Origin of the sequence: Aeromonas finlandensis (assembly GCF_000764645.1) — a bacterium.
Lineage (GTDB): Bacteria > Pseudomonadota > Gammaproteobacteria > Enterobacterales > Aeromonadaceae > Aeromonas > Aeromonas finlandensis.
Window position 1 is genome coordinate 22907 of record NZ_JRGK01000269.1, and the last position, 17232, is coordinate 40138.

The window sequence follows — 17232 nt, forward strand, 5'->3', positions numbered from 1 at the left end:
GGTCAGTCTCCAAAGCGCACACGGGGATCGACAAGGGCTACACAGATATCGGAGACGATATTGCCAATCAGCATCAGCATGGAGGTGATGGCCAGAATACCCATGACGGTGGGGTAATCCCGCTCGACGATCGACTCGTAGCCGAGCAGGCCGATGCCGTCGATGTTGAAGATGGTCTCGATGAGAAAGGAGCCGCCAAAGAAGACGGTGAGCACAGACCCTAAGTGACTGGCGATGGGGATCAGGCTGTTGCGCATGGCGTGGTCGGTGACCGCTTTGCGAAACGGCAGCCCCTTGGCCACAGCGGTGCGCACATAATCTGCCGACAGGTTCTCCATCAGACTGTTTTTCATGGTCATGGTGAGGATGGCGAAATCCCCGATGGCGTAGGCGATGAGCGGCAGCAACGCGTGGGCGAAGACAGTGCGGATCTGATCCCAACTGCTCTCCATGTACTCAAAGTCATCCCCCGGAAAGCCGCCCATGGGCAGCCACTCCAGATGGAAGGCGAAAACGGTGATGAGGAAGATCCCCACCACGTAGGCGGGCAGGGCATAGGCCATGTAGATGAGCATGGAGCTCAAGGAGTCGAAGCGGCTGTTGTGCCTGAGCGCCTTGGCTACCCCGAGTGGTATGGAGACCGCATAGCTCAGTAGAAAGGTGGCCAGCCCGAAGAAGGCGGTGACCGGCAGCCGATCCTTGATGAGACCCCACACCGGCTCGTAGTAGCGGGTCGATTCGCCGAGATCCAGCACCGCCAGTTTCTGCAGCCACTCCCAATAGGCGACCAGCATCGGCTTGTCGAGGCCATAGAAGGCCTTGAGCTCCTCGATCTGTTCATCGGAGAGCGCTTGCGACCCCTTGCTGCCACTGGAGCGGCCAGATTCGTTCTGGGACACCTGGGCTTGCAGTAGCATGCGTTCGACCGGGCCGCCCGGCACGAAACGGGTGATGGTGAAGACGAGCAGGGTGATACCGAGAAACGTCGGGATGATAAGAAGCATCCGGCGTAGGAAATACGACAGCATGGTGGAACCTCGTCCTTTGTTGTTATTTTTGCGGCCAGTCAAATCCGGTGACAGGCCTGTCCTTCCTGGCATTACGCGCTGGATTGGTTGCCAAATAGCAGACAATCCGCTTGGTCACTGTAAAAGCTCTGTAACAAAAATCAAGTGAAAGTAAATGGAAGATAGGGACAAATGACTCTCTGAGACAAAAAACGCCGAAAAATGATATTTTTTATCTGAAAAGTGAAAATCAAAACAAAACGCTGCTGCTCAAAATTATTTTAAAAAATATAACCGGCAGTTTTTTCTAGATTTTCCTGTGGTTATGTTATTGATTTTTAAGTGTTTTATTGCGGTAACCAAAATGAGGGAAAACGATATCATCTCGACGGATTTATTCTTCTCTTTCATCAGGTCAGGTGGGTTCAATTTCTATGTGGTTAGTGTTTTATTCTGATGAATGCCAATAAATCGAAATGATATATAAACAGACAACATCCGAATTAATAAGTTCATCAAATATCGTTTCAACGCCACCATTTGTCATTAACAATATTTTTACATTGCTTTTGTTGTTTCCTGTGGAATTATTCACTAAATATGCAGGCCAAAAATAACACACTCATCTTATTGTGTGTTCTGCCTTCCCTGCCACCTACTCCATTGACGCCGCCAGTCAAAGATTGATAAGCCTTACACATCGCTCCAAAGAGGGCGATATCAGGAAGCAAACAAAAAACAACCAGGAAGGATATAAGCGATGCTTAGGAAGAGCAGAATCTCTGCTGCGATTGCGTTCGCCTTGGCGAGCCTTGCAGTGGCCCCATCCGTGTCTGCCGAAGAAGGGCAGAACGTCGAAAAATTGCAGAAAATCAAGGTTACTGGCTCCCGTATCTCCCGTGTCGATGTCGAGGGTGCAACTCCGGTTGTTGCTGTCAGCAAGGTCCAGATCGAACAGTCTGGTCAGCAGACTGTGGCGGATTATCTGAAACAGGCCTCTTACAACTCCTTCGGCGGTTTCTCCCCTTCATCCGGCAGTTCTGCCCAGTCACAAGCCACCGTTGGCTTGCGTGGCCTTGGGGAAGATCGCACCCTGGTGCTGCTCAATGGCAAGCGAATTGCTGGCTCTCCTACCATGGGCGGCACTGCCATCAACCTCAACACCATCCCCATGGCGGCGGTTGAGCGAGTGGAAGTGAACCTGGATGGCGGCTCCGCGCTCTACGGTTCTGATGCCATCGGTGGCGTTATCAACGTGATCCTCAAAGAGGGTTTTGAAGGCTTGTCATTCCAGGGCCGTGTCGGTTCCCCGAGCGAAGAGGGTGGGGATGAGAAGAGCGGTTCCATCGTCAGTGGCGTTTCGGGTGAGAAGGGCGCCTTGATGATGGTCTACGAGCACGATGTCAAAGACGAGATCTACTACAAGGATCGTGACTATCTGGCCAAGCAGGGGGCTGAGTCCCCTAGCCTGTATGGTCGCAATATCAAGGGGGTAGACGCGACCACTGGCAAGACGGTCACCCGTACTCTGAATGGGGTTGACTGTGAAGGCACCGGTCCCGGTTTCGTCACCAAGGGCACGGCTTGCCGTTTCGACTTTGCCAAGGTCGCAGCCAAAACCGCTTCACGCACCCGTGATACCGTCTATGTGAACGGTCGCTACCACATCAATGACAGTGTGGATTTTGTGCCGCAGATGATTGGTTCCCGCGTCACCAGTTTTGGTCGCTTCGCGCCTGCTGCCGGTGCCTTCACCGTGGATGGATCCACCCCGGAAAGCGCCGCAGTCCTCTCAGCCAACAACTTCAGCACCGCCAAAGCCGCTACCGTTTATTACCGTTTCAGCAACGTCGGGCCCCGTGACAACGATGTAACCGATTTGACCGGTACCCTGAATCTCGGTTTTGAGGGCACAGTGCCGACCGAAACAGTAGGGGATGTGGAGTGGAACGCCGGTTACATGTACTCCAAGACCGACAACCAGAGCATTGGTAATGGCTATGTTCTGGAACCTGCTGTCCAGACCCAGGTCAACAGCGGCAAGTTTGTCAATGGCAGCTTCTCCGCTGACGCCACCAAGGATCTCTCCTATACCACCAGTCGCAACTCCAAGATGGACTTCTTCCAGTGGTATGGCGGTCTGGGCTGGGAGATGGGCGCATTGCCGGCTGGCCCCGTCAGCTGGTACTTGGGCGCCGAGTATAACGACTGGGTTTACTCCGATACCTACGACAGCCAGTCCGAAGCGGGCAATGTACTGGGCTCTTCAGGCAACTCCGGTGGTGGAGTGCGTGACGTGTTTGCCACCTACATCGAAAGCCTGATCCCTATCACCGAGCAGATCGAGCTGAACCTGGCGGGCCGTTACGACAAGTACAGCGACTTTGGCAGCGCCTTCTCGCCCAAAGCGAGCCTGCGTTATCAGCCGCTTGAGCAGTTGATGTTCCGTACCTCCTGGTCCCAGTCTTTCCGCGCGCCGGGTCTGAATGATCTCTATGCGGCGGATGCCCAGTCAGCGGACTTTGCCAAGGACTATGTCTACTGCCAGGCCAATGGTGTCGCCAACTGTTCCGAAGCGCAGTACGACACAACGCGTCAATCCAACAAGAACCTGAAGGAAGAGACCGCCAATACCTTCACTATCGGTACTGCCTACAACCCGTTGGACAATCTCAACCTGTCGCTCGATTACTACTACATCAAGATTGATGACGTGATCCAGCTGGCCACCACCCAGACCCAGTTCTACCAGGAGCTGAACACCGGCAGTAACCCGAACGTCATCCGTGACGCCAACGGTGATGTCGAGATGGTCTACGCCGGCATGGTCAACCTGGGGCAACTCAAGACCAGTGGTATCGACTTCAAGGCGGACTACAAGTACGACTTTAACTCCTTCACCCTGCGTTACGACTTTGGCAGCACTTACATCCTGAAATATGAGGAAGGTCTGTTTGCTGGCGGCCCAATGGTCGACAAGAAGGGCTGGAATGGCAGACCCGACTTCCGCTTCAACTCCGGGATCGGAGCCAACTTCCCGCAGCTGTGGAATCTGGATACCTACCTGAGCACCAACTACATCGACTCCCAGAGCCAGGACTATGTGGACGGCAAGGAAGAGGGGCATATCGCGTCCAACACCGTCTGGAACCTGAACGTGGCGGTCGATACCAGCTGGAATGCCAAGATCCAGACCGGCGTGAAGAACCTGTTCAACCGTGGGCCTTCCCTGTCGAGCGATGGTTACACTTACGATGAATACCTCTACGGCATCGACGGTCGCGTCTACTACATCGACTACACCCAGAAGTTCTAATCAACCCCGTTGATATACAACCTCAGCCGGCCCGGTCGGGTCGGCTGTGCCCAACGTCCAAGGAAGTTACGGAGATAGGGTCATCCTATGAAGACAAGGACCATTACAATGAAGAAAGCGCTCCTTGGCAGCCTGGTTTCGGCCGCCTTGTTGACCAGCTTCAATCTGAGTGCCGCCACCGCCGGTCAGGCCGTGGACGCTCAAGCCGCCACCAATAATGCAGCCAAAGTTTCCCAGCAGAAAATCGACAGCTATGCCGAATCTGCCGAGTCTGCGCTGGCCCAGTACAAGGCCGCCCTGCGTCAGGTCGACAGTCTGCGCACCTACAACGAGCAGGTGGGCAAGATGGTCGAATCCCAGACCACCGAGCTGGCCTCGATGCAAAAGCAGATCGCCCAGATTGATCAGACCAGCACCGAAGTGGTGCCCTTGATGCTCAAGATGATCGACTCCCTTGAGCAGTTCGTCGCCCTAGATCTGCCGTTCCAGAAGGTCGAGCGCGAAGATCGGGTTGCCGCACTGACCGACCTGATGAACAGCGCAGATGTCACCATCTCCGAGAAGTACCGCAAGATCCTGGAGGCTTACCAGATCGAGGAGGGCTTCAGTCGCACCATCGAGTCCTACAAGGCGAGCCTGGACAAGGATGGCAGCGAGAAGACCTACGAGTTTCTGCGCGTCGGCCGCATTGCCCTGCTCTACCAGTCCCCGGATGGCAATGAGACCGGTATGTGGAACAAGCAGACCCGTCAGTGGGAAGAGTTGCCCCAGGAGTATCGCAGTGCGGTTGAACAGGGCCTTCGCATCGCCAAGAAGCAGGCGCCTCCCGCCCTCATCAAGCTGCCGGTTCAAACTGCGGAGAAAGCATCATGAAAGGAATCAAACTTGCTATTGCCTCCCTGATTGCGGGAGCTACCCTGGTCACCCTGCCGGTGACTGCCGCCGAAAAACCGGTGGATCTCAATGCGCTGCTCAATCAGGTCAAGGCCTCCAGCTTAAGTGAATCCCAACTCAACAAGGAGCGGGAAGCCCGCTTCCTGGCCGACAAGAACGAGCAAGGGGCGCTGCTGGCCAAGGCCAAGGCCGAGCTGGCTGCCGAAACGGCCAAGGGTGAGCGGCTCAAGGCGACCTTCGATGCCAACGACAAGCAGCTGACCGAGCTGACTGAAACCCTGCGCCAGCGTTCCGGCAACATGGGCGAGATGTTTGGTGTGCTGCGTCAGTTTGCCGGTGAGTTCAAGGGGATCTTCAACGCCTCTGCCCGTCGGGTCGAGCATCCGGAGCAATCTGCCTTGTTGACCCGTCTGGCCGAGAGTAAAGAGCTCCCCTCCAGCGACGATCTGGAAGCGTTCTGGACTACCACCCTCAGCCGCATGGTGGACGGTGGCAAGGTGAGCCAGATCCCGGCGACCGTGGTCTACGGCGAGGGCAACCAGGCCGAGAAGACCGTCACCCAGATCGGTGAGTTCAACACCGTCTCCGAAGGCAAGTACCTCACCTTCGTGCCGGAGACCGGCAAGTTCGAGCAACTTCCCCGTCAACCGGACAAGGGGGTGCTGGAGCCTATCGCCGAGTTTGAACAGGGTGGTGACGGGGTCAAACCCATCTTCATCGACCCGTCTCGCGGCGTGATCCTCTCTCTGCTGGTGCAGTCTCCGACCTTCAAGGAGCGGGTCGATCAGGGTGGTGAAGTGGGTTACGTCATCATGGTGCTCGGTGTGCTCGGTACCCTGCTGGCCATCTTCTGCGGTATCCGCCTGTCGTTGATCGGCACCTCCATGCGCAAGCAGCTGAAATCCGATCAGATCATCAAGGGCAACCCGCTTGGTGACATGCTGGGGGCCTACCAGAGTCATCGTGGTGACAACATCGAGGATCTGGAGTCCAAGCTCGACGAGATCATCCTGCGCAACGTACCCAAGTTCGAGAAGGGCATCAGCATCATCAAGCTGATCGCCTCGGTCGCGCCGCTGCTGGGCCTGCTGGGTACCGTGGTGGGGATGATTGCCACCTTCCAGGCCATCACCCTGTTCGGTACCGGCGATCCCAAGCTGATGGCAGGCGGTATCTCCGAGGCGCTGGTGACCACCATGCAGGGTCTGGTCGTCGCGGTGCCCATGCTGTTCCTCTACACCATTGTGCAGACCCAGAGCCGTCGTCTGATCCAGGTGCTGGAAGAGCAGAGCGCCGGGTTCGTCGCCCGTTATCAGGAACGTCTGCACGCCTCCAAAGCTGCAGCGTAAGGAGTCACCCATGTGGTTCTGGTTGATTGAAGAAGTCGAGTCGGTCCGCCGGTTTCTGGGATTGGGGGGCGATGTACTGGTCGCCCTGTTCTTCCTGACCCTGATGATGTGGGCCTTGCTGCTGGAGCGCTGGTTCTACTTTATGGCGGTCTATCCCAAGCAGGTGAAACAGACCAAGGCCACCTGGCTGGCCCGCACCGATCACCTCTCCTGGTCTGCCAAGCAGATCCGGCGCGAGCTGGTCTCACGGGTCGCCATGGCGGTGGACAAGGGGATGCCGGTCATCAAGGTGCTGATTGCCCTCTGTCCGCTGATGGGGCTGCTCGGTACCGTGGTGGGGATGGTGCAGGTGTTTGACACCCTGGCCATCACCGGCACCGGTTCGCCGCGGGCCATGGCATCGGGGATCTCCAAGGCAACGGTACCGACCATGGCGGGCATGATTGCCGCCCTTTCCGGCCTGTTTTTTGTCAACCAGCTCGATCACAAGGCCAAACTGGCGGTGCAAAAGCTGGAAGACAACCTGAAACACGGTTGATGCAGGATGCATACCCCCGGCGAGGCATGGCCTGCCGGGGGCACAGAACAAGCAAGGAGTTTCTGCTATGAGAAAACGTTACAGCGACAGCGGTGCTGACGAGGCGGCTATCGATTTGACCCCCATGCTGGACATAGTGTTCATCATGCTGATCTTCTTCATCGTCACCACCTCCTTCGTCAAGGAGTCCGGTGTCGAGATCAACCGTCCCAGTGCCAGCACGGCCGAGACGGTGAAGAAGGGCAATATCATGGTCGCGGTACGCGAAAACGGTCAGGTCTGGGTCGACAAGCGCATCGTGGAAGTGGGGGCGGTACGTGCCAACATCGAGCGGCTGCGTGCCGAGAACCCGGAGAGCGCCGTGGTGATCCAGGCCGATACCGAATCCCGTTCCGGTCTGGTGGTGCAGGTCATGGATCAGATCCGCATGGCCGGTGTCCAGAACATCTCCATCGCTGCCAGCAAGAGCAGCTGATGCTGGAGAGAGACCTATGAGATACCTGATATCGTTGGCGGTCTCCTGTGTGGTGGTGTTCTTTCTGTTTTTGGGAATGAACAAGCTGATCACACCGGATCACCGGGAGCTGGTGGAGAAGGATGACATCGCCATGACCGATTTCATTCGCATCAAGCCCCAGGAGACCCTGCAAGAGAAGCAACGGGAGCTGCCCAAACCGCCGCCGCCGAACCGTCCGCCGCCCCCTCCCGAGATGGAGGTGGCCAGCACGGATCGGCCGCAGATGGAGAGCTCTCCCATGGATATGCCCAAGCTCGACATTCCGGTCAACATCGGTGGCGGCAACGCCCTCGGTGCCTACAGCACCGGTGGCGGCGGTGGCGGGATCGGTGGCAACAACGGCGCCATTCCGCTGGCAACCTTCGAGCCCATGATGCCCCGCAAGGCGGCGCTGGCGGGTCTGGCCTCCGGCAAGGTGCTGGTGGAGTTCACCGTCACCGAGCGCGGTACTGTCAGCAACGTACGGATCGTCAAGGAAGAGCCACGCAGCTATGACCTTGGCAAAGAGGCGCGCAAAACCATCGCCAAGTGGACGTTCAAGCCCGCTATGGCAGATGGCAAGCCGCAAGAGAGCCGTATGCAGCAAGAGATCGAGTTCGCGGTCAACTAAGGAAGGTGGCGATGAACAAGTTACACAAGATGATCCTCGCCCCGGTCGCCATGGCGGTGCTGCTCAGCACCGCCAGCTGGGCCGCCGAGCAGCCAGCCCTGTCGGATCGGGCCTATCGGGCGGTCAACAAGGCGCAGGAGCTGATCACTGACAAACAATACGGTCTGGCTAATGCCAGATTGCAGGAGGCGCTCTCCGGCGTGGGTGATCGGGTCTACGACAAGGGGGTCATATTGCAGACTCTCGGATTCGTGGCTGCCCAGCAGGAGAAATACGGTCAGGCGACCAAGTACTTTGCCGATGCCATCGCCACTGGCGGCCTGCCGCCACCGGTGGCCCAGCAGGTGCGCTATAACCTGGCCCAGCTCTATATGGCGGAGGGCAACTTCCAGGGTTCGATAAAGACCATGAAGGAGTGGTTTGCCAACCAGGGCAAGGATGACAAGCCCAACTCCCACGCCTATATCACCCTGGCCAACGCCCACGTGCAGCTCAAGCAGTACCGTGAGGCCATTCCGGCGGTAGATCAGGCGATCAAGCTGTCGGCGGGCAAAGCGCCGGAGTCCTGGTATCTGCTGAAGATGGCGGCCCACTACGAGCTGAAACAGTACAAACCGGCGACCGAGGTGCTGACCACTCTGGTCGACATGCACCCGCAGCAGAAGAAGTACTGGACCCAGCTCTCGGCCATGCATATGCAGGCAGGCAACGATAGCAAGGCGCTGGCGGCACTGGAGGCAGCCTACAGCCTCGGCATGCTGACCGAACCGGCCGAACTGCAGCGTCTGGCCAACTATCTCGCCTTCAGCGGCATTCCCCATCGCGCAGCGCGGGTGATGGAGAAAGGGATGAAGGATGGAGTGATTGAGCAGAGCGCCAGCAACTACAAAACCCTGGCCAACTATTGGCATCAGGCCAAGGAGCTGGATCCGGCCATCGACACCCTGGCCAAATCCTATCGGCTGGCCCCGAATGCCGAATTGCAGCTGAAAATGGCGCGCATGATGATCCAGAGCAAGCGCTATCAGGATCTGGTGGCGCTGGCCGCCAAGCCAGCGGCCAATGCCAATGGTGAACAGCGTGCGGATCTGAAGTTCCTGACCGGGGTCGCCTATTTTGAGCAACAGAAGCCGAAGGAGGCCCTCAACGCCTTCACCCAGGCGGCTCAGAATGGCAACGTCAGCGGGCGGGCATCTCCCTGGATCAGCTTCCTCAAGGAGCAGAGTGGCGCAGGGGAGGCGGCCGTCCAGTAATTCCAATGACAACACCTGTAGTCCCTTTTATGGTTGCCTGGTGGCTCCATTAACCGCTCTTCGGGGCGGTTTTTTTATGGCACTGGCCGCCCGCCGAGCAGCGTTGGCATCGGTTGTTTTTTCCTTCCCGTGGCCGACGCGCTGTTTTGCTCTCTTCCATGTCTGCAAGGTGCCACCGTCGAGAGTGGATTATCTCCTCTGGTGTGACAAATGCGCTTATCTCTGTTTCAACAGTGAAACAACCTGGTGTGGCGCCGTGGTTGACCGGAGACTGCATGGCTCGCTGGCAGGCCGCCGATGCCGTTCATCTCTCTCTCAGCTGTGACTTGTTAGAGTGGCTTTTGCCCTGTTGATAACGGTCGCGTTGAAAACGACCACTTTTAACAAGAAAAGCAACATATCGAAGTTGAAATTTTGGCCGACTCAGGAAAGAATGCGCGCTCGGTTATTGGCGTCGTGGGGCAGGTTGACCCGCCACCGGCAGACCGAGGATGAGACGGCCCCCGGCCCATTTGGTACAGGAAACCACACAGGAATTTTATGAATCCCCTTCGCACTGCCGCTTCGGCCCTTTTATGCACATTTGCGCTGGTGAGCCAGCAGGCTGCCGCCGTCGAGTACCGTCTGCCTGCGGCCAACAGCCGCCTGATCGGTGAAAATCAGGAATACGTGGTGCCTGCGGACAACCGTCCGCTGGAGCAGATCGCTGCTGACTTCCAGCTGGGTCTGACCAACATCATGGAAGCCAACCCGGGCGTTGATCCCTATCTGCCGAAAGCGGGTAGCACCCTGATCATCCCCCACCAGCTGATCCTGCCCAACGCGCCCCGCGAAGGGATTGTCATCAACGTCGCCGAGATGCGTCTCTACTACTACCCGAAAGGGAAGAACGTGGTGGAAGTGCTGCCTATCGGCATCGGTCAGCTGGGGGTAAACACCCCGGAGAACTGGATCACTAAGGTAGAGCGCAAGCGTGCCAACCCGACCTGGACCCCGACCGAGAACATCCGTCGCCGCTACGCCGCCCAGGGCAAGACCCTGCCTGCGGTATGGCCGGCTGGCCCGGATAACCCCATGGGTCTGCACGCCCTCTACATCGGTAACCTCTATGCCATCCACGGCACCAACGCCACCTTCGGCATCGGTCTGCGGGTGAGCAGCGGTTGCGTCCGTCTGCGCGCCGACGACATCAAGTATCTGTTCGATAACGTGCCGGTTGGCACTCGCGTCCAGTTCGTCAACCAGCCGGTCAAGACCACGGTCGAGCCGGATGGTGGTCGCTACATGGAAGTGCACGAGCCGCTCTCCCGTAACGAGGAGGAGTTCAACTCCACCGCTTCTGTGCCGCTCCCGATGACCCCGGCCACTACCCGCTTCATCGCCCACGCCGAGTCTGACTCCAACGTGGTCAAGCAGGTGCTGGAACAGCGTACCGGTATGCCGACCCGCCTCAATCCCTGATTGAGCAAGTTGGCGGTGCCGCTGGCACTGGCAGGATAAAGAAAACGGCGACCATCTGGTCGCCGTTTTTTATGGGGCATTCGCCGCTTGGTTACTGCACGCAGACCGGGCAGAAGGCGTAGGTGCCTTGCGGGTCGTTGAAGCGGGTGAGCGGGTCGAGGCTGCGGTTCACTTCCACCAGAGCCTTGCCCAATCCCGCTGGCAACCAGCTTTGCAACTGTGGAGCCAGCACGCTGGCACTGCTGTCGAACAGCTGGCGCAGGAACTTGTCCTTGGTGGACTCCTCCTGCTCGATGGGGGTCACCTGCCACTCTTTCAGATTGGCCAGATCGGCTGCGGCCTTGATGGCGTCGTCCAGATTGCCGAACTCGTCCACCAGACCCAGGGCCTTGGCATCTTCGCCAGTCCAGACCCGTCCTTCGGCCGCTTTCTCGGCCTCTTCCGGGCTCAGGCCGCGGCCCTTGCTCACCAGACCGATGAAGCGCTGGTAGGTATCTTCCACGCTCAGCTGGATCGCCTGACCAACGTGATCCGGCAGGGCGCGGGTCGGGCCGACGCCGACGTAATCGGTGGTGCCGACCCCGTCGGTGTGTACCCCGAACTGGGCCAGCGCCTTGTCGATGGTGGCGAACATGCCGAACACCCCGATGGAGCCGGTGAGGGTAGTCGGGGAGGCGAAGATCTTGTCCGCATCGGCGGAGATCCAGTAGCCACCGGAAGCGGCATAGCTGCCCATGGAGACCACTACCGGTTTGCCTGCCTGTTTCAGGGCCAGCAGCTCGGCGCGGATCTGCTCGGCGGCGAAGGCGCTGCCGCCGGGGCTGTCGACTCGCAGGACCACGGCTTTGATCTTGTCATCACGACGGGCATCGGCCAGCAGGTCGGAGAGGCTATCACCGCCGATGGTACCGGCAGGCTGCACGCCATCCATGATGGCGCCGCTGGCGACCACCAGACCGACTTCATCCTTGCCGCTCTGGGGATACTGCTCGGGCGCGGCGGCCAGATACTCTTTCAGGCCGACCCCTTTCCAGCCGTGATCGTCCGCTTCACCGACCTCTTTAATGACCGCCTGGGTCATCTCGTCGCGTGTGGCCAGCTGATCTACCAGACCGTTGTCGAGGGCGTAGTTGGCGGCATTGCCACCGGCTTTGCGCAGCAGCTCGAGGAAGCGATCCTTGCCCGGCGCGACGGCGTCAGGCTCGATTTCGCGCTGTTCGGCCACATCAGCCACATAGGATTGCCACAGCTGATCCAGCCAGCGCTGGTTCGCCTCCTTGCTCTCGGGGGACATCTCGTCGCGGGTATAGGGCTCGACGAAGGATTTGTAGGTGCCGACCTTGAACACGTGCGGGGTGATATTGAGCTTCTCCAGCGCCGACTTGAAGTAGGTCTGGTAGACGCCGAGCCCCTCGATCACCACGGCGCCGCTCTGGTTGAGTAGCACGTGATCGGCGTGGGCTGCCAGCAGGTATTGGCCCTGAGTGTAGAAGTCGGCCATGGCGATCACCGGTTTGCCGCTCTCCTTGAACTCATCGATAGCGCTCGCCACCTCCTGCAGTTTGGTGAAGTTGGCCCCCTGCAGCCCTTGCGGCTTGATCACCAGCGCCTTGATGCGCTCGTCATCCTTGGCATTTTTGATTGCCCACAGCAGGTCAGAGAGGACGATCTCGCTCGGCTGCTCGTCGCTGCTATCCATCTGGCGCAGCAGTTGCGCGGTCGGATCGGTTTGGCTGCGTTGCTCTACCAGCACACCGTTGAGATTGAGGGTCAGCGCCCCCTCGATTGGGGTCTCCGGCGCCTCTTTCTGACCAACGCTGTAGACGATGACCAGCACTACGATGAGAAACAGCAGATTGACCAGCATCAGCCGGGTGAAATTGAGCAGTCGCCACAGGCTGCGGAACAACCAACCCAGACCTTTGAAAATAGACATAGTCGCGTTATCGCCCTGTTAATGGGTAGAGAAGGGTCATTATTAACCAGTTGCGGGGCCAATTGCCATTTCCGGCTGGTGGATCCCGCCTATCTTCGTTCAGGGCACGGCTGTTCGCTGAAAAATTGTCCAAACATTTGTTTGAAAAAGGATTTTCGATTCTTTACTCTAGCCCCAGTTTGATAACAAAAAATTAACTGGAGGCATCGTGAGCCGCTATCCGACCCTGCTGACCCCGCTCGACCTTGGTTTTACCCAACTGCGCAACCGTGTGTTGATGGGCTCCATGCATACCGGCCTCGAAGAGGAGAAGGGCGGTTTTGACAAGCTGGCCGCCTTTTATGCCGAGCGCGCCCGCGGTGGCGTCGGCCTTATCGTCACCGGCGGCATTGCCCCCAACCTGCGCGGACGGCTGGTGCCCCACGGTTCGCAGTTGAGCTTCCCCTGGCAGGTGAGCAAGCACAAGAAGGTGACCAGCGCCGTGCATCAGGAGGGGGGCAAGATAGCGCTGCAGATCCTCCATGCCGGTCGTTATGCCTACCATCCGTTCAGTCTGGCGCCGAGCGCCCTCAAGGCGCCCATCTCCCCGTTCAAGCCGCGCGCCATGAGCGAGCGGCAGATCCGCGGCACCATTCGCGACTTCGCCGCCACCGCGGCGCTGGCCAAGACGGCCGGTTATGACGGCGTCGAGGTGATGGGCTCGGAAGGCTATCTCATCAACCAGTTCATCTGCGAGCGCACCAACAAGCGCAGCGATGGTTGGGGCGGCAGCAGCGAAAACCGGATGCGCTTCCCGGTGGAGATTGTCCGCGCCATCCGCGATCGGGTCGGCACCGACTTCATCATCATCTTCCGCCTCTCCATGCTGGATCTGGTGGAGCAGGGCTCGACTCTGGAAGAGGTGATCGCCCTTGGCAAAGCGCTGGAAGCGGTGGGGGTGACCCTCATCAACACCGGTATCGGCTGGCACGAGGCGCGTATTCCCACCATCGCCACCAGCGTGCCGCGCGGCGCCTTCAGCTGGGTCACTGCCGAGCTGAAAAAGCATCTCAAGGTGCCGCTTATCACCACCAACCGGATCAACACTCCCGAGGTGGCCGAGCGCATTCTGGCGGGCGGCGAGGCGGACATGGTCTCCATGGCGCGCCCCTTCCTGGCGGATCCCGAGTTTGTCATCAAGGCCGCCGAGAACCGGGCGGACGAGATCAACACCTGCATCGCCTGCAATCAGGCTTGCCTCGACCACGTATTCAAGCAGAAGCGCGCCTCCTGTCTGGTCAATCCCCGCGCCTGTTTCGAGACCGAGCTGACGTTTGGTCGCGTGCCCCAGCCCAAAAAGCTGGCGGTGGTGGGGGCGGGCCCGGCCGGGCTGGCGTTCGCCTGCTACGCTGCCGAGCGCGGCCATCAGGTGAGTCTGTTCGATCAGGCCAGCGAAATCGGCGGCCAGTTCAACTTCGCCAAGCAGATCCCCGGTAAAGAGGAGTTTCACGAGACCCTGCGCTATTTCGCCAAACGGCTGGAGAAGTGTGGCGTCGAGCTCTATCTGGGCCAGCGCCAGAGTGCCGAGAGCCTGCTCGGCGGCGGTTTTGACGAGGTGATCCTCGCCACCGGTATCCGTCCGCGCACCCCCAATATCCCGGGGATCGAGCATCCCAAGGTATTGAACTACCTCGATGTATTGCGGGATCACAAGCCGGTCGGCCAGAAGGTAGCGGTGATCGGTGCTGGCGGTATCGGCTTCGATGTGGCCGAATATCTGGTGGAGAAGAAGGTGGAGATGGATGCCGACGGCCATCGAGATCACTGGCTCAAGGAGTGGGGCATCGACAAGCAACTCGACCAGCGTGGTGGCCTGATCGCCCCCGAGATCGACGCCCCCGAGCGCCAGATCTGGCTGCTCCAGCGCAAGGAGAGCAAGGTGGGTGACGGCCTTGGCAAAACCACCGGCTGGATCCACCGTACCGTGCTTAAGAACCGCAAGGTGCAGATGCTCTCCGGGGTGCAATATCTGGGGATCGATGACGAGGGCTTGCACATTCAGGTGGGCGAGACCAAACAGTGTCTGCCGGTGGATCAGGTGATCATCTGCGCCGGGCAAGAGCCCCTCAAGGAGCTGCAGGCCGGTCTGCAGGCGGCAGGCAAGCCGGTACATATCATCGGCGGCGCCGACGTGGCAGCCGAGCTGGATGCCAAGCGGGCGATCCGGCAGGGCGCCGAACTGGCCGCTGTCATCTAATCTCTCCCCGCCATCATGAATGAGATAAACCCCTGAGCTTCAGGGGTTTTCTTCATTCGGCGCTGTGCTAAGGTAGCGCCATCATTGCCCCAGAGAAGGAATTGCCCATGGATGCCCTCACCCTGTTGCTCAACCGCCACTCCTGTGGCCGTCTCGCCGATCCCGCCCCGAGCGGTGAGGTGCTCGACAATATCCTCAAGGCGGGCCTGCGCGCGCCGGATCACGGCACCCTGACTCCCTGGCAGTTCATTCTGTTTGAAGGGGAGGGCCGCGAGCGGCTGGGCAAGCTGCTGGCCGAGGCGGCTCGCGTCCGTGGCGAGGATGACGATAGCGTCAAGAAGTGCAGCGAAGCGCCGCTGCGGGCGCCCTTGGTCGTCGCCGTAGCAACCCGTTATCAGGATCACCCCAAGGTGCCAAAACTGGAGCAGGAGCTCTCTGCCGGTTGCGCCCTGATGGCGATGCAGATGGCCGCGCAGGCGCAGGGCTTTAACGGCATCTGGCGCTCCGGCTGGTTTATCTTCGATGAGCAGATCAACAAGGGATTGGGATTGGCGGCAGAGGATCAGCTGGTGGGCTTCCTCTACCTCGGCACCCCCATGCTGGAAGCGCGCAAACTGCGCGAGCTGCCGCCGGATGCGTTTGTCCGCCGTTTCTGACGCGTTGGTTACGTTGCAGTTGAGAAAAGCAAAGCCTCGAGAAGTCGGGGCTTTGCTGTTTAACCGTGAATAGTAACCAGAGTGATTGGGGAAAATAAATGGGTCAAAGGGGCTTCGCGCGCCGTAGCAGGTAATTATTTAAATAGTGCGATACGCCTCGCAATCCTGTTGTTTTTCACTGTGTAAAACGTTTGCTTTTCGCTAATATTCTTTTGCCAGTTTAGAAGGGCATTCCTTCTAATTTTTCTGCGATGAGAGTCGCAATTCCGTAGCACCTTTTAACAGCCCAACGTCCTCGTGACATTGGGCTTTATTTTTATCTCTTTTTGCCATTTCGTGACGAACGCTATGTCGCTACGAGCGAGCTTCGTCAAGTTGGCTTCAGCAGGTTCTGTGGTTGCCCAGCGGCAAAGGCCAGCACATTCTCGAACGCCACGCGAAAGTAGAGTTCGTAGCTGTTTTGCTCCACATAGCCCAGATGGGGCGTTGCCAATACGTTGGGCAGGCGCAGCAGGGGCTCGTTTTGTGGCGTGGCCGGTTCGATGTCAAACACATCGATCGCGGCCCGTTTCCCAGGATGGGTGCTTAGCTCTGCATAGAGGGCGCCCCGTTCGATAAGCTCGGCCCGGCTGGTATTGACCAGCAGGGAGTCCGCTTTCATCTGTGCGAGATCTGTGCAAGTCACGCAGCCGCGGGTTGCCTCGCTCAGGCGCAGATGCAGCGTGAGGATATCGGCCTGACTGAAGAAAGCCTCCTTGCTGGAGGCGCGGGCATAGCCATCCAGTTCGGCCTGCCTGCGCGAAGCGTCACTGCCCCATATCAGCACCGACATGCCAAATGCCTTGCCGTAGCGGGCGATCCGCTGGCCTATCTTGCCGTAGCCCCAGATGCCGAGTGTCAGCCCATGCAGCGTGCGTCCCAAACCGAGGGTGCCTGATTGCTGCCATTGGCCTTGGCTCAACGCCTGGCTGTAAGCAGGAATATGACGGGAGGCTGCCATGATGAGCGCCCAGCAGAGCTCGGCGGGGGCAATGGGGCTGCCGATCCCTTCTGCCACGGCAACGCCGTACCGCTGGCACAGTGCCGGGTCGATATGCTGACTGACTTTGCCGGTCTGGCTGATGAGTTTAAGGGTGGGAAGCCGCATCAGCAGTTGTTCGTCGATGCGGGTACGCTCGCGGATCAGCACCACTGCTTCCATCCCTTCCAGCATGGCGGCGAGGCGTGCCGGATCGGGTTCGCTCTGGTTGAGGATGGTGACGTCATGACCCGCCAGCAGGGCAAAGCAGGGGAGGTGACGCACCTGATCCTGATAGTCATCCAGAATGGCAATCCGCATAAGAAGTCCCTCTCGGTTGCGTTGGCTCGGACCGCTATCTTACCGGAATAAAGGTGTCTGTTGTTTTCAAATGAACACAGTTCGAAGGGAGGGCGATCAAGCCCATGTCCACGGACGGGG

13 protein-coding genes are annotated in these 17232 nt (G+C 58.8%); 10 read left to right on the plus strand and 3 right to left on the minus strand.

Annotated features, from left to right (window positions below; translation table 11 throughout):
* Positions 1-2: 2 nt before the first annotated feature.
* Positions 3-1028 (minus strand): ABC transporter permease subunit, encoded by a 1026-nt coding sequence (locus LD28_RS0114880; protein WP_033137731.1) that lies wholly within the window; start codon positions 1026-1028, stop codon positions 3-5.
* A gap of 739 nt (positions 1029-1767) precedes the next feature.
* On the opposite strand from LD28_RS0114880, the gene LD28_RS0114885 reads away from it, so the two are divergent.
* The 8 genes from LD28_RS0114885 (at position 1768) to LD28_RS0114920 (ending at position 10945) form a co-directional block, all read left to right on the plus strand.
* The gene (locus LD28_RS0114885) at positions 1768-4323 is read left to right on the plus strand and encodes a TonB-dependent receptor (RefSeq protein WP_033137732.1); all 2556 of its coding nucleotides are present in this window, start codon (positions 1768-1770) and stop codon (positions 4321-4323) included.
* A gap of 108 nt (positions 4324-4431) precedes the next feature.
* Positions 4432-5196 (plus strand): DUF3450 domain-containing protein, encoded by a 765-nt coding sequence (locus LD28_RS0114890; protein WP_033137733.1) that lies wholly within the window; start codon positions 4432-4434, stop codon positions 5194-5196.
* Positions 5193-6566, plus strand: coding sequence for a MotA/TolQ/ExbB proton channel family protein (locus LD28_RS0114895; protein ID WP_033137734.1), 1374 nt, complete (start codon positions 5193-5195; stop codon positions 6564-6566). Before LD28_RS0114890 ends, LD28_RS0114895 begins: the two co-directional genes overlap by 4 nt.
* Before the next feature lie 10 nt (positions 6567-6576).
* Positions 6577-7104, plus strand: coding sequence for a MotA/TolQ/ExbB proton channel family protein (locus LD28_RS0114900; protein WP_005338936.1), 528 nt, complete (start codon positions 6577-6579; stop codon positions 7102-7104).
* Between the two features lie 67 nt (positions 7105-7171).
* A complete protein-coding gene (locus tag LD28_RS0114905; RefSeq protein ID WP_033137735.1) occupies positions 7172-7579 on the plus strand; it encodes an ExbD/TolR family protein in 408 nt (135 codons plus the stop codon).
* A 16-nt stretch (positions 7580-7595) separates the two neighbouring features.
* Positions 7596-8231, plus strand: a complete 636-nt coding sequence (locus LD28_RS0114910; RefSeq protein ID WP_033137736.1) for an energy transducer TonB — start codon at positions 7596-7598, stop codon at positions 8229-8231.
* A gap of 11 nt (positions 8232-8242) precedes the next feature.
* Positions 8243-9484, plus strand: a complete 1242-nt coding sequence (locus LD28_RS0114915) for a tetratricopeptide repeat protein (RefSeq protein ID WP_033137737.1) — start codon at positions 8243-8245, stop codon at positions 9482-9484.
* Between the two features lie 540 nt (positions 9485-10024).
* Positions 10025-10945, plus strand: coding sequence for a L,D-transpeptidase family protein (locus tag LD28_RS0114920; RefSeq protein ID WP_033137738.1), 921 nt, complete (start codon positions 10025-10027; stop codon positions 10943-10945).
* Between the two features lie 91 nt (positions 10946-11036).
* Here LD28_RS0114920 and sppA read toward each other — a convergent pair whose 3' ends face one another.
* Positions 11037-12881, minus strand: coding sequence for a signal peptide peptidase SppA (sppA, locus tag LD28_RS0114925; RefSeq protein WP_033137739.1), 1845 nt, complete (start codon positions 12879-12881; stop codon positions 11037-11039).
* A gap of 208 nt (positions 12882-13089) precedes the next feature.
* On the opposite strand from sppA, the gene LD28_RS0114930 reads away from it, so the two are divergent.
* Together LD28_RS0114930 and LD28_RS0114935 are read left to right on the plus strand one after the other, a co-directional pair.
* Positions 13090-15117, plus strand: a complete 2028-nt coding sequence (locus tag LD28_RS0114930) for an oxidoreductase (protein ID WP_033137740.1) — start codon at positions 13090-13092, stop codon at positions 15115-15117.
* Positions 15118-15224: 107 nt separating this feature from the next.
* Positions 15225-15773: an NAD(P)H nitroreductase gene (locus LD28_RS0114935; protein WP_033137741.1), complete on the plus strand. Its 549-nt coding sequence runs from the start codon at positions 15225-15227 to the stop codon at positions 15771-15773.
* Positions 15774-16143: 370 nt separating this feature from the next.
* Here LD28_RS0114935 and LD28_RS0114940 read toward each other — a convergent pair whose 3' ends face one another.
* Positions 16144-17112: a D-2-hydroxyacid dehydrogenase family protein gene (locus LD28_RS0114940; RefSeq protein WP_033137742.1), complete on the minus strand. Its 969-nt coding sequence runs from the start codon at positions 17110-17112 to the stop codon at positions 16144-16146.
* Between the last annotated feature and the right edge of the window lie 120 nt (positions 17113-17232).

Bases quoted from the DNA above. Each gene is read 5' to 3' on its own strand.
- LD28_RS0114880 (WP_033137731.1), bottom strand. From the start codon at position 1,028: ATGCTGTCGTATTTCCTACGCCGGATGCTTCTTATCATCCCGACGTTT.
- LD28_RS0114885 (WP_033137732.1), top strand. From the start codon at position 1,768: ATGCTTAGGAAGAGCAGAATCTCTGCTGCGATTGCGTTCGCCTTGGCG.
- LD28_RS0114890 (WP_033137733.1), top strand. From the start codon at position 4,432: ATGAAGAAAGCGCTCCTTGGCAGCCTGGTTTCGGCCGCCTTGTTGACC.
- LD28_RS0114895 (WP_033137734.1), top strand. From the start codon at position 5,193: ATGAAAGGAATCAAACTTGCTATTGCCTCCCTGATTGCGGGAGCTACC.
- LD28_RS0114900 (WP_005338936.1), top strand. From the start codon at position 6,577: ATGTGGTTCTGGTTGATTGAAGAAGTCGAGTCGGTCCGCCGGTTTCTG.
- LD28_RS0114905 (WP_033137735.1), top strand. From the start codon at position 7,172: ATGAGAAAACGTTACAGCGACAGCGGTGCTGACGAGGCGGCTATCGAT.
- LD28_RS0114910 (WP_033137736.1), top strand. From the start codon at position 7,596: ATGAGATACCTGATATCGTTGGCGGTCTCCTGTGTGGTGGTGTTCTTT.
- LD28_RS0114915 (WP_033137737.1), top strand. From the start codon at position 8,243: ATGAACAAGTTACACAAGATGATCCTCGCCCCGGTCGCCATGGCGGTG.
- LD28_RS0114920 (WP_033137738.1), top strand. From the start codon at position 10,025: ATGAATCCCCTTCGCACTGCCGCTTCGGCCCTTTTATGCACATTTGCG.
- sppA (WP_033137739.1), bottom strand. From the start codon at position 12,881: ATGTCTATTTTCAAAGGTCTGGGTTGGTTGTTCCGCAGCCTGTGGCGA.
- LD28_RS0114935 (WP_033137741.1), top strand. From the start codon at position 15,225: ATGGATGCCCTCACCCTGTTGCTCAACCGCCACTCCTGTGGCCGTCTC.
- LD28_RS0114940 (WP_033137742.1), bottom strand. From the start codon at position 17,112: ATGCGGATTGCCATTCTGGATGACTATCAGGATCAGGTGCGTCACCTC.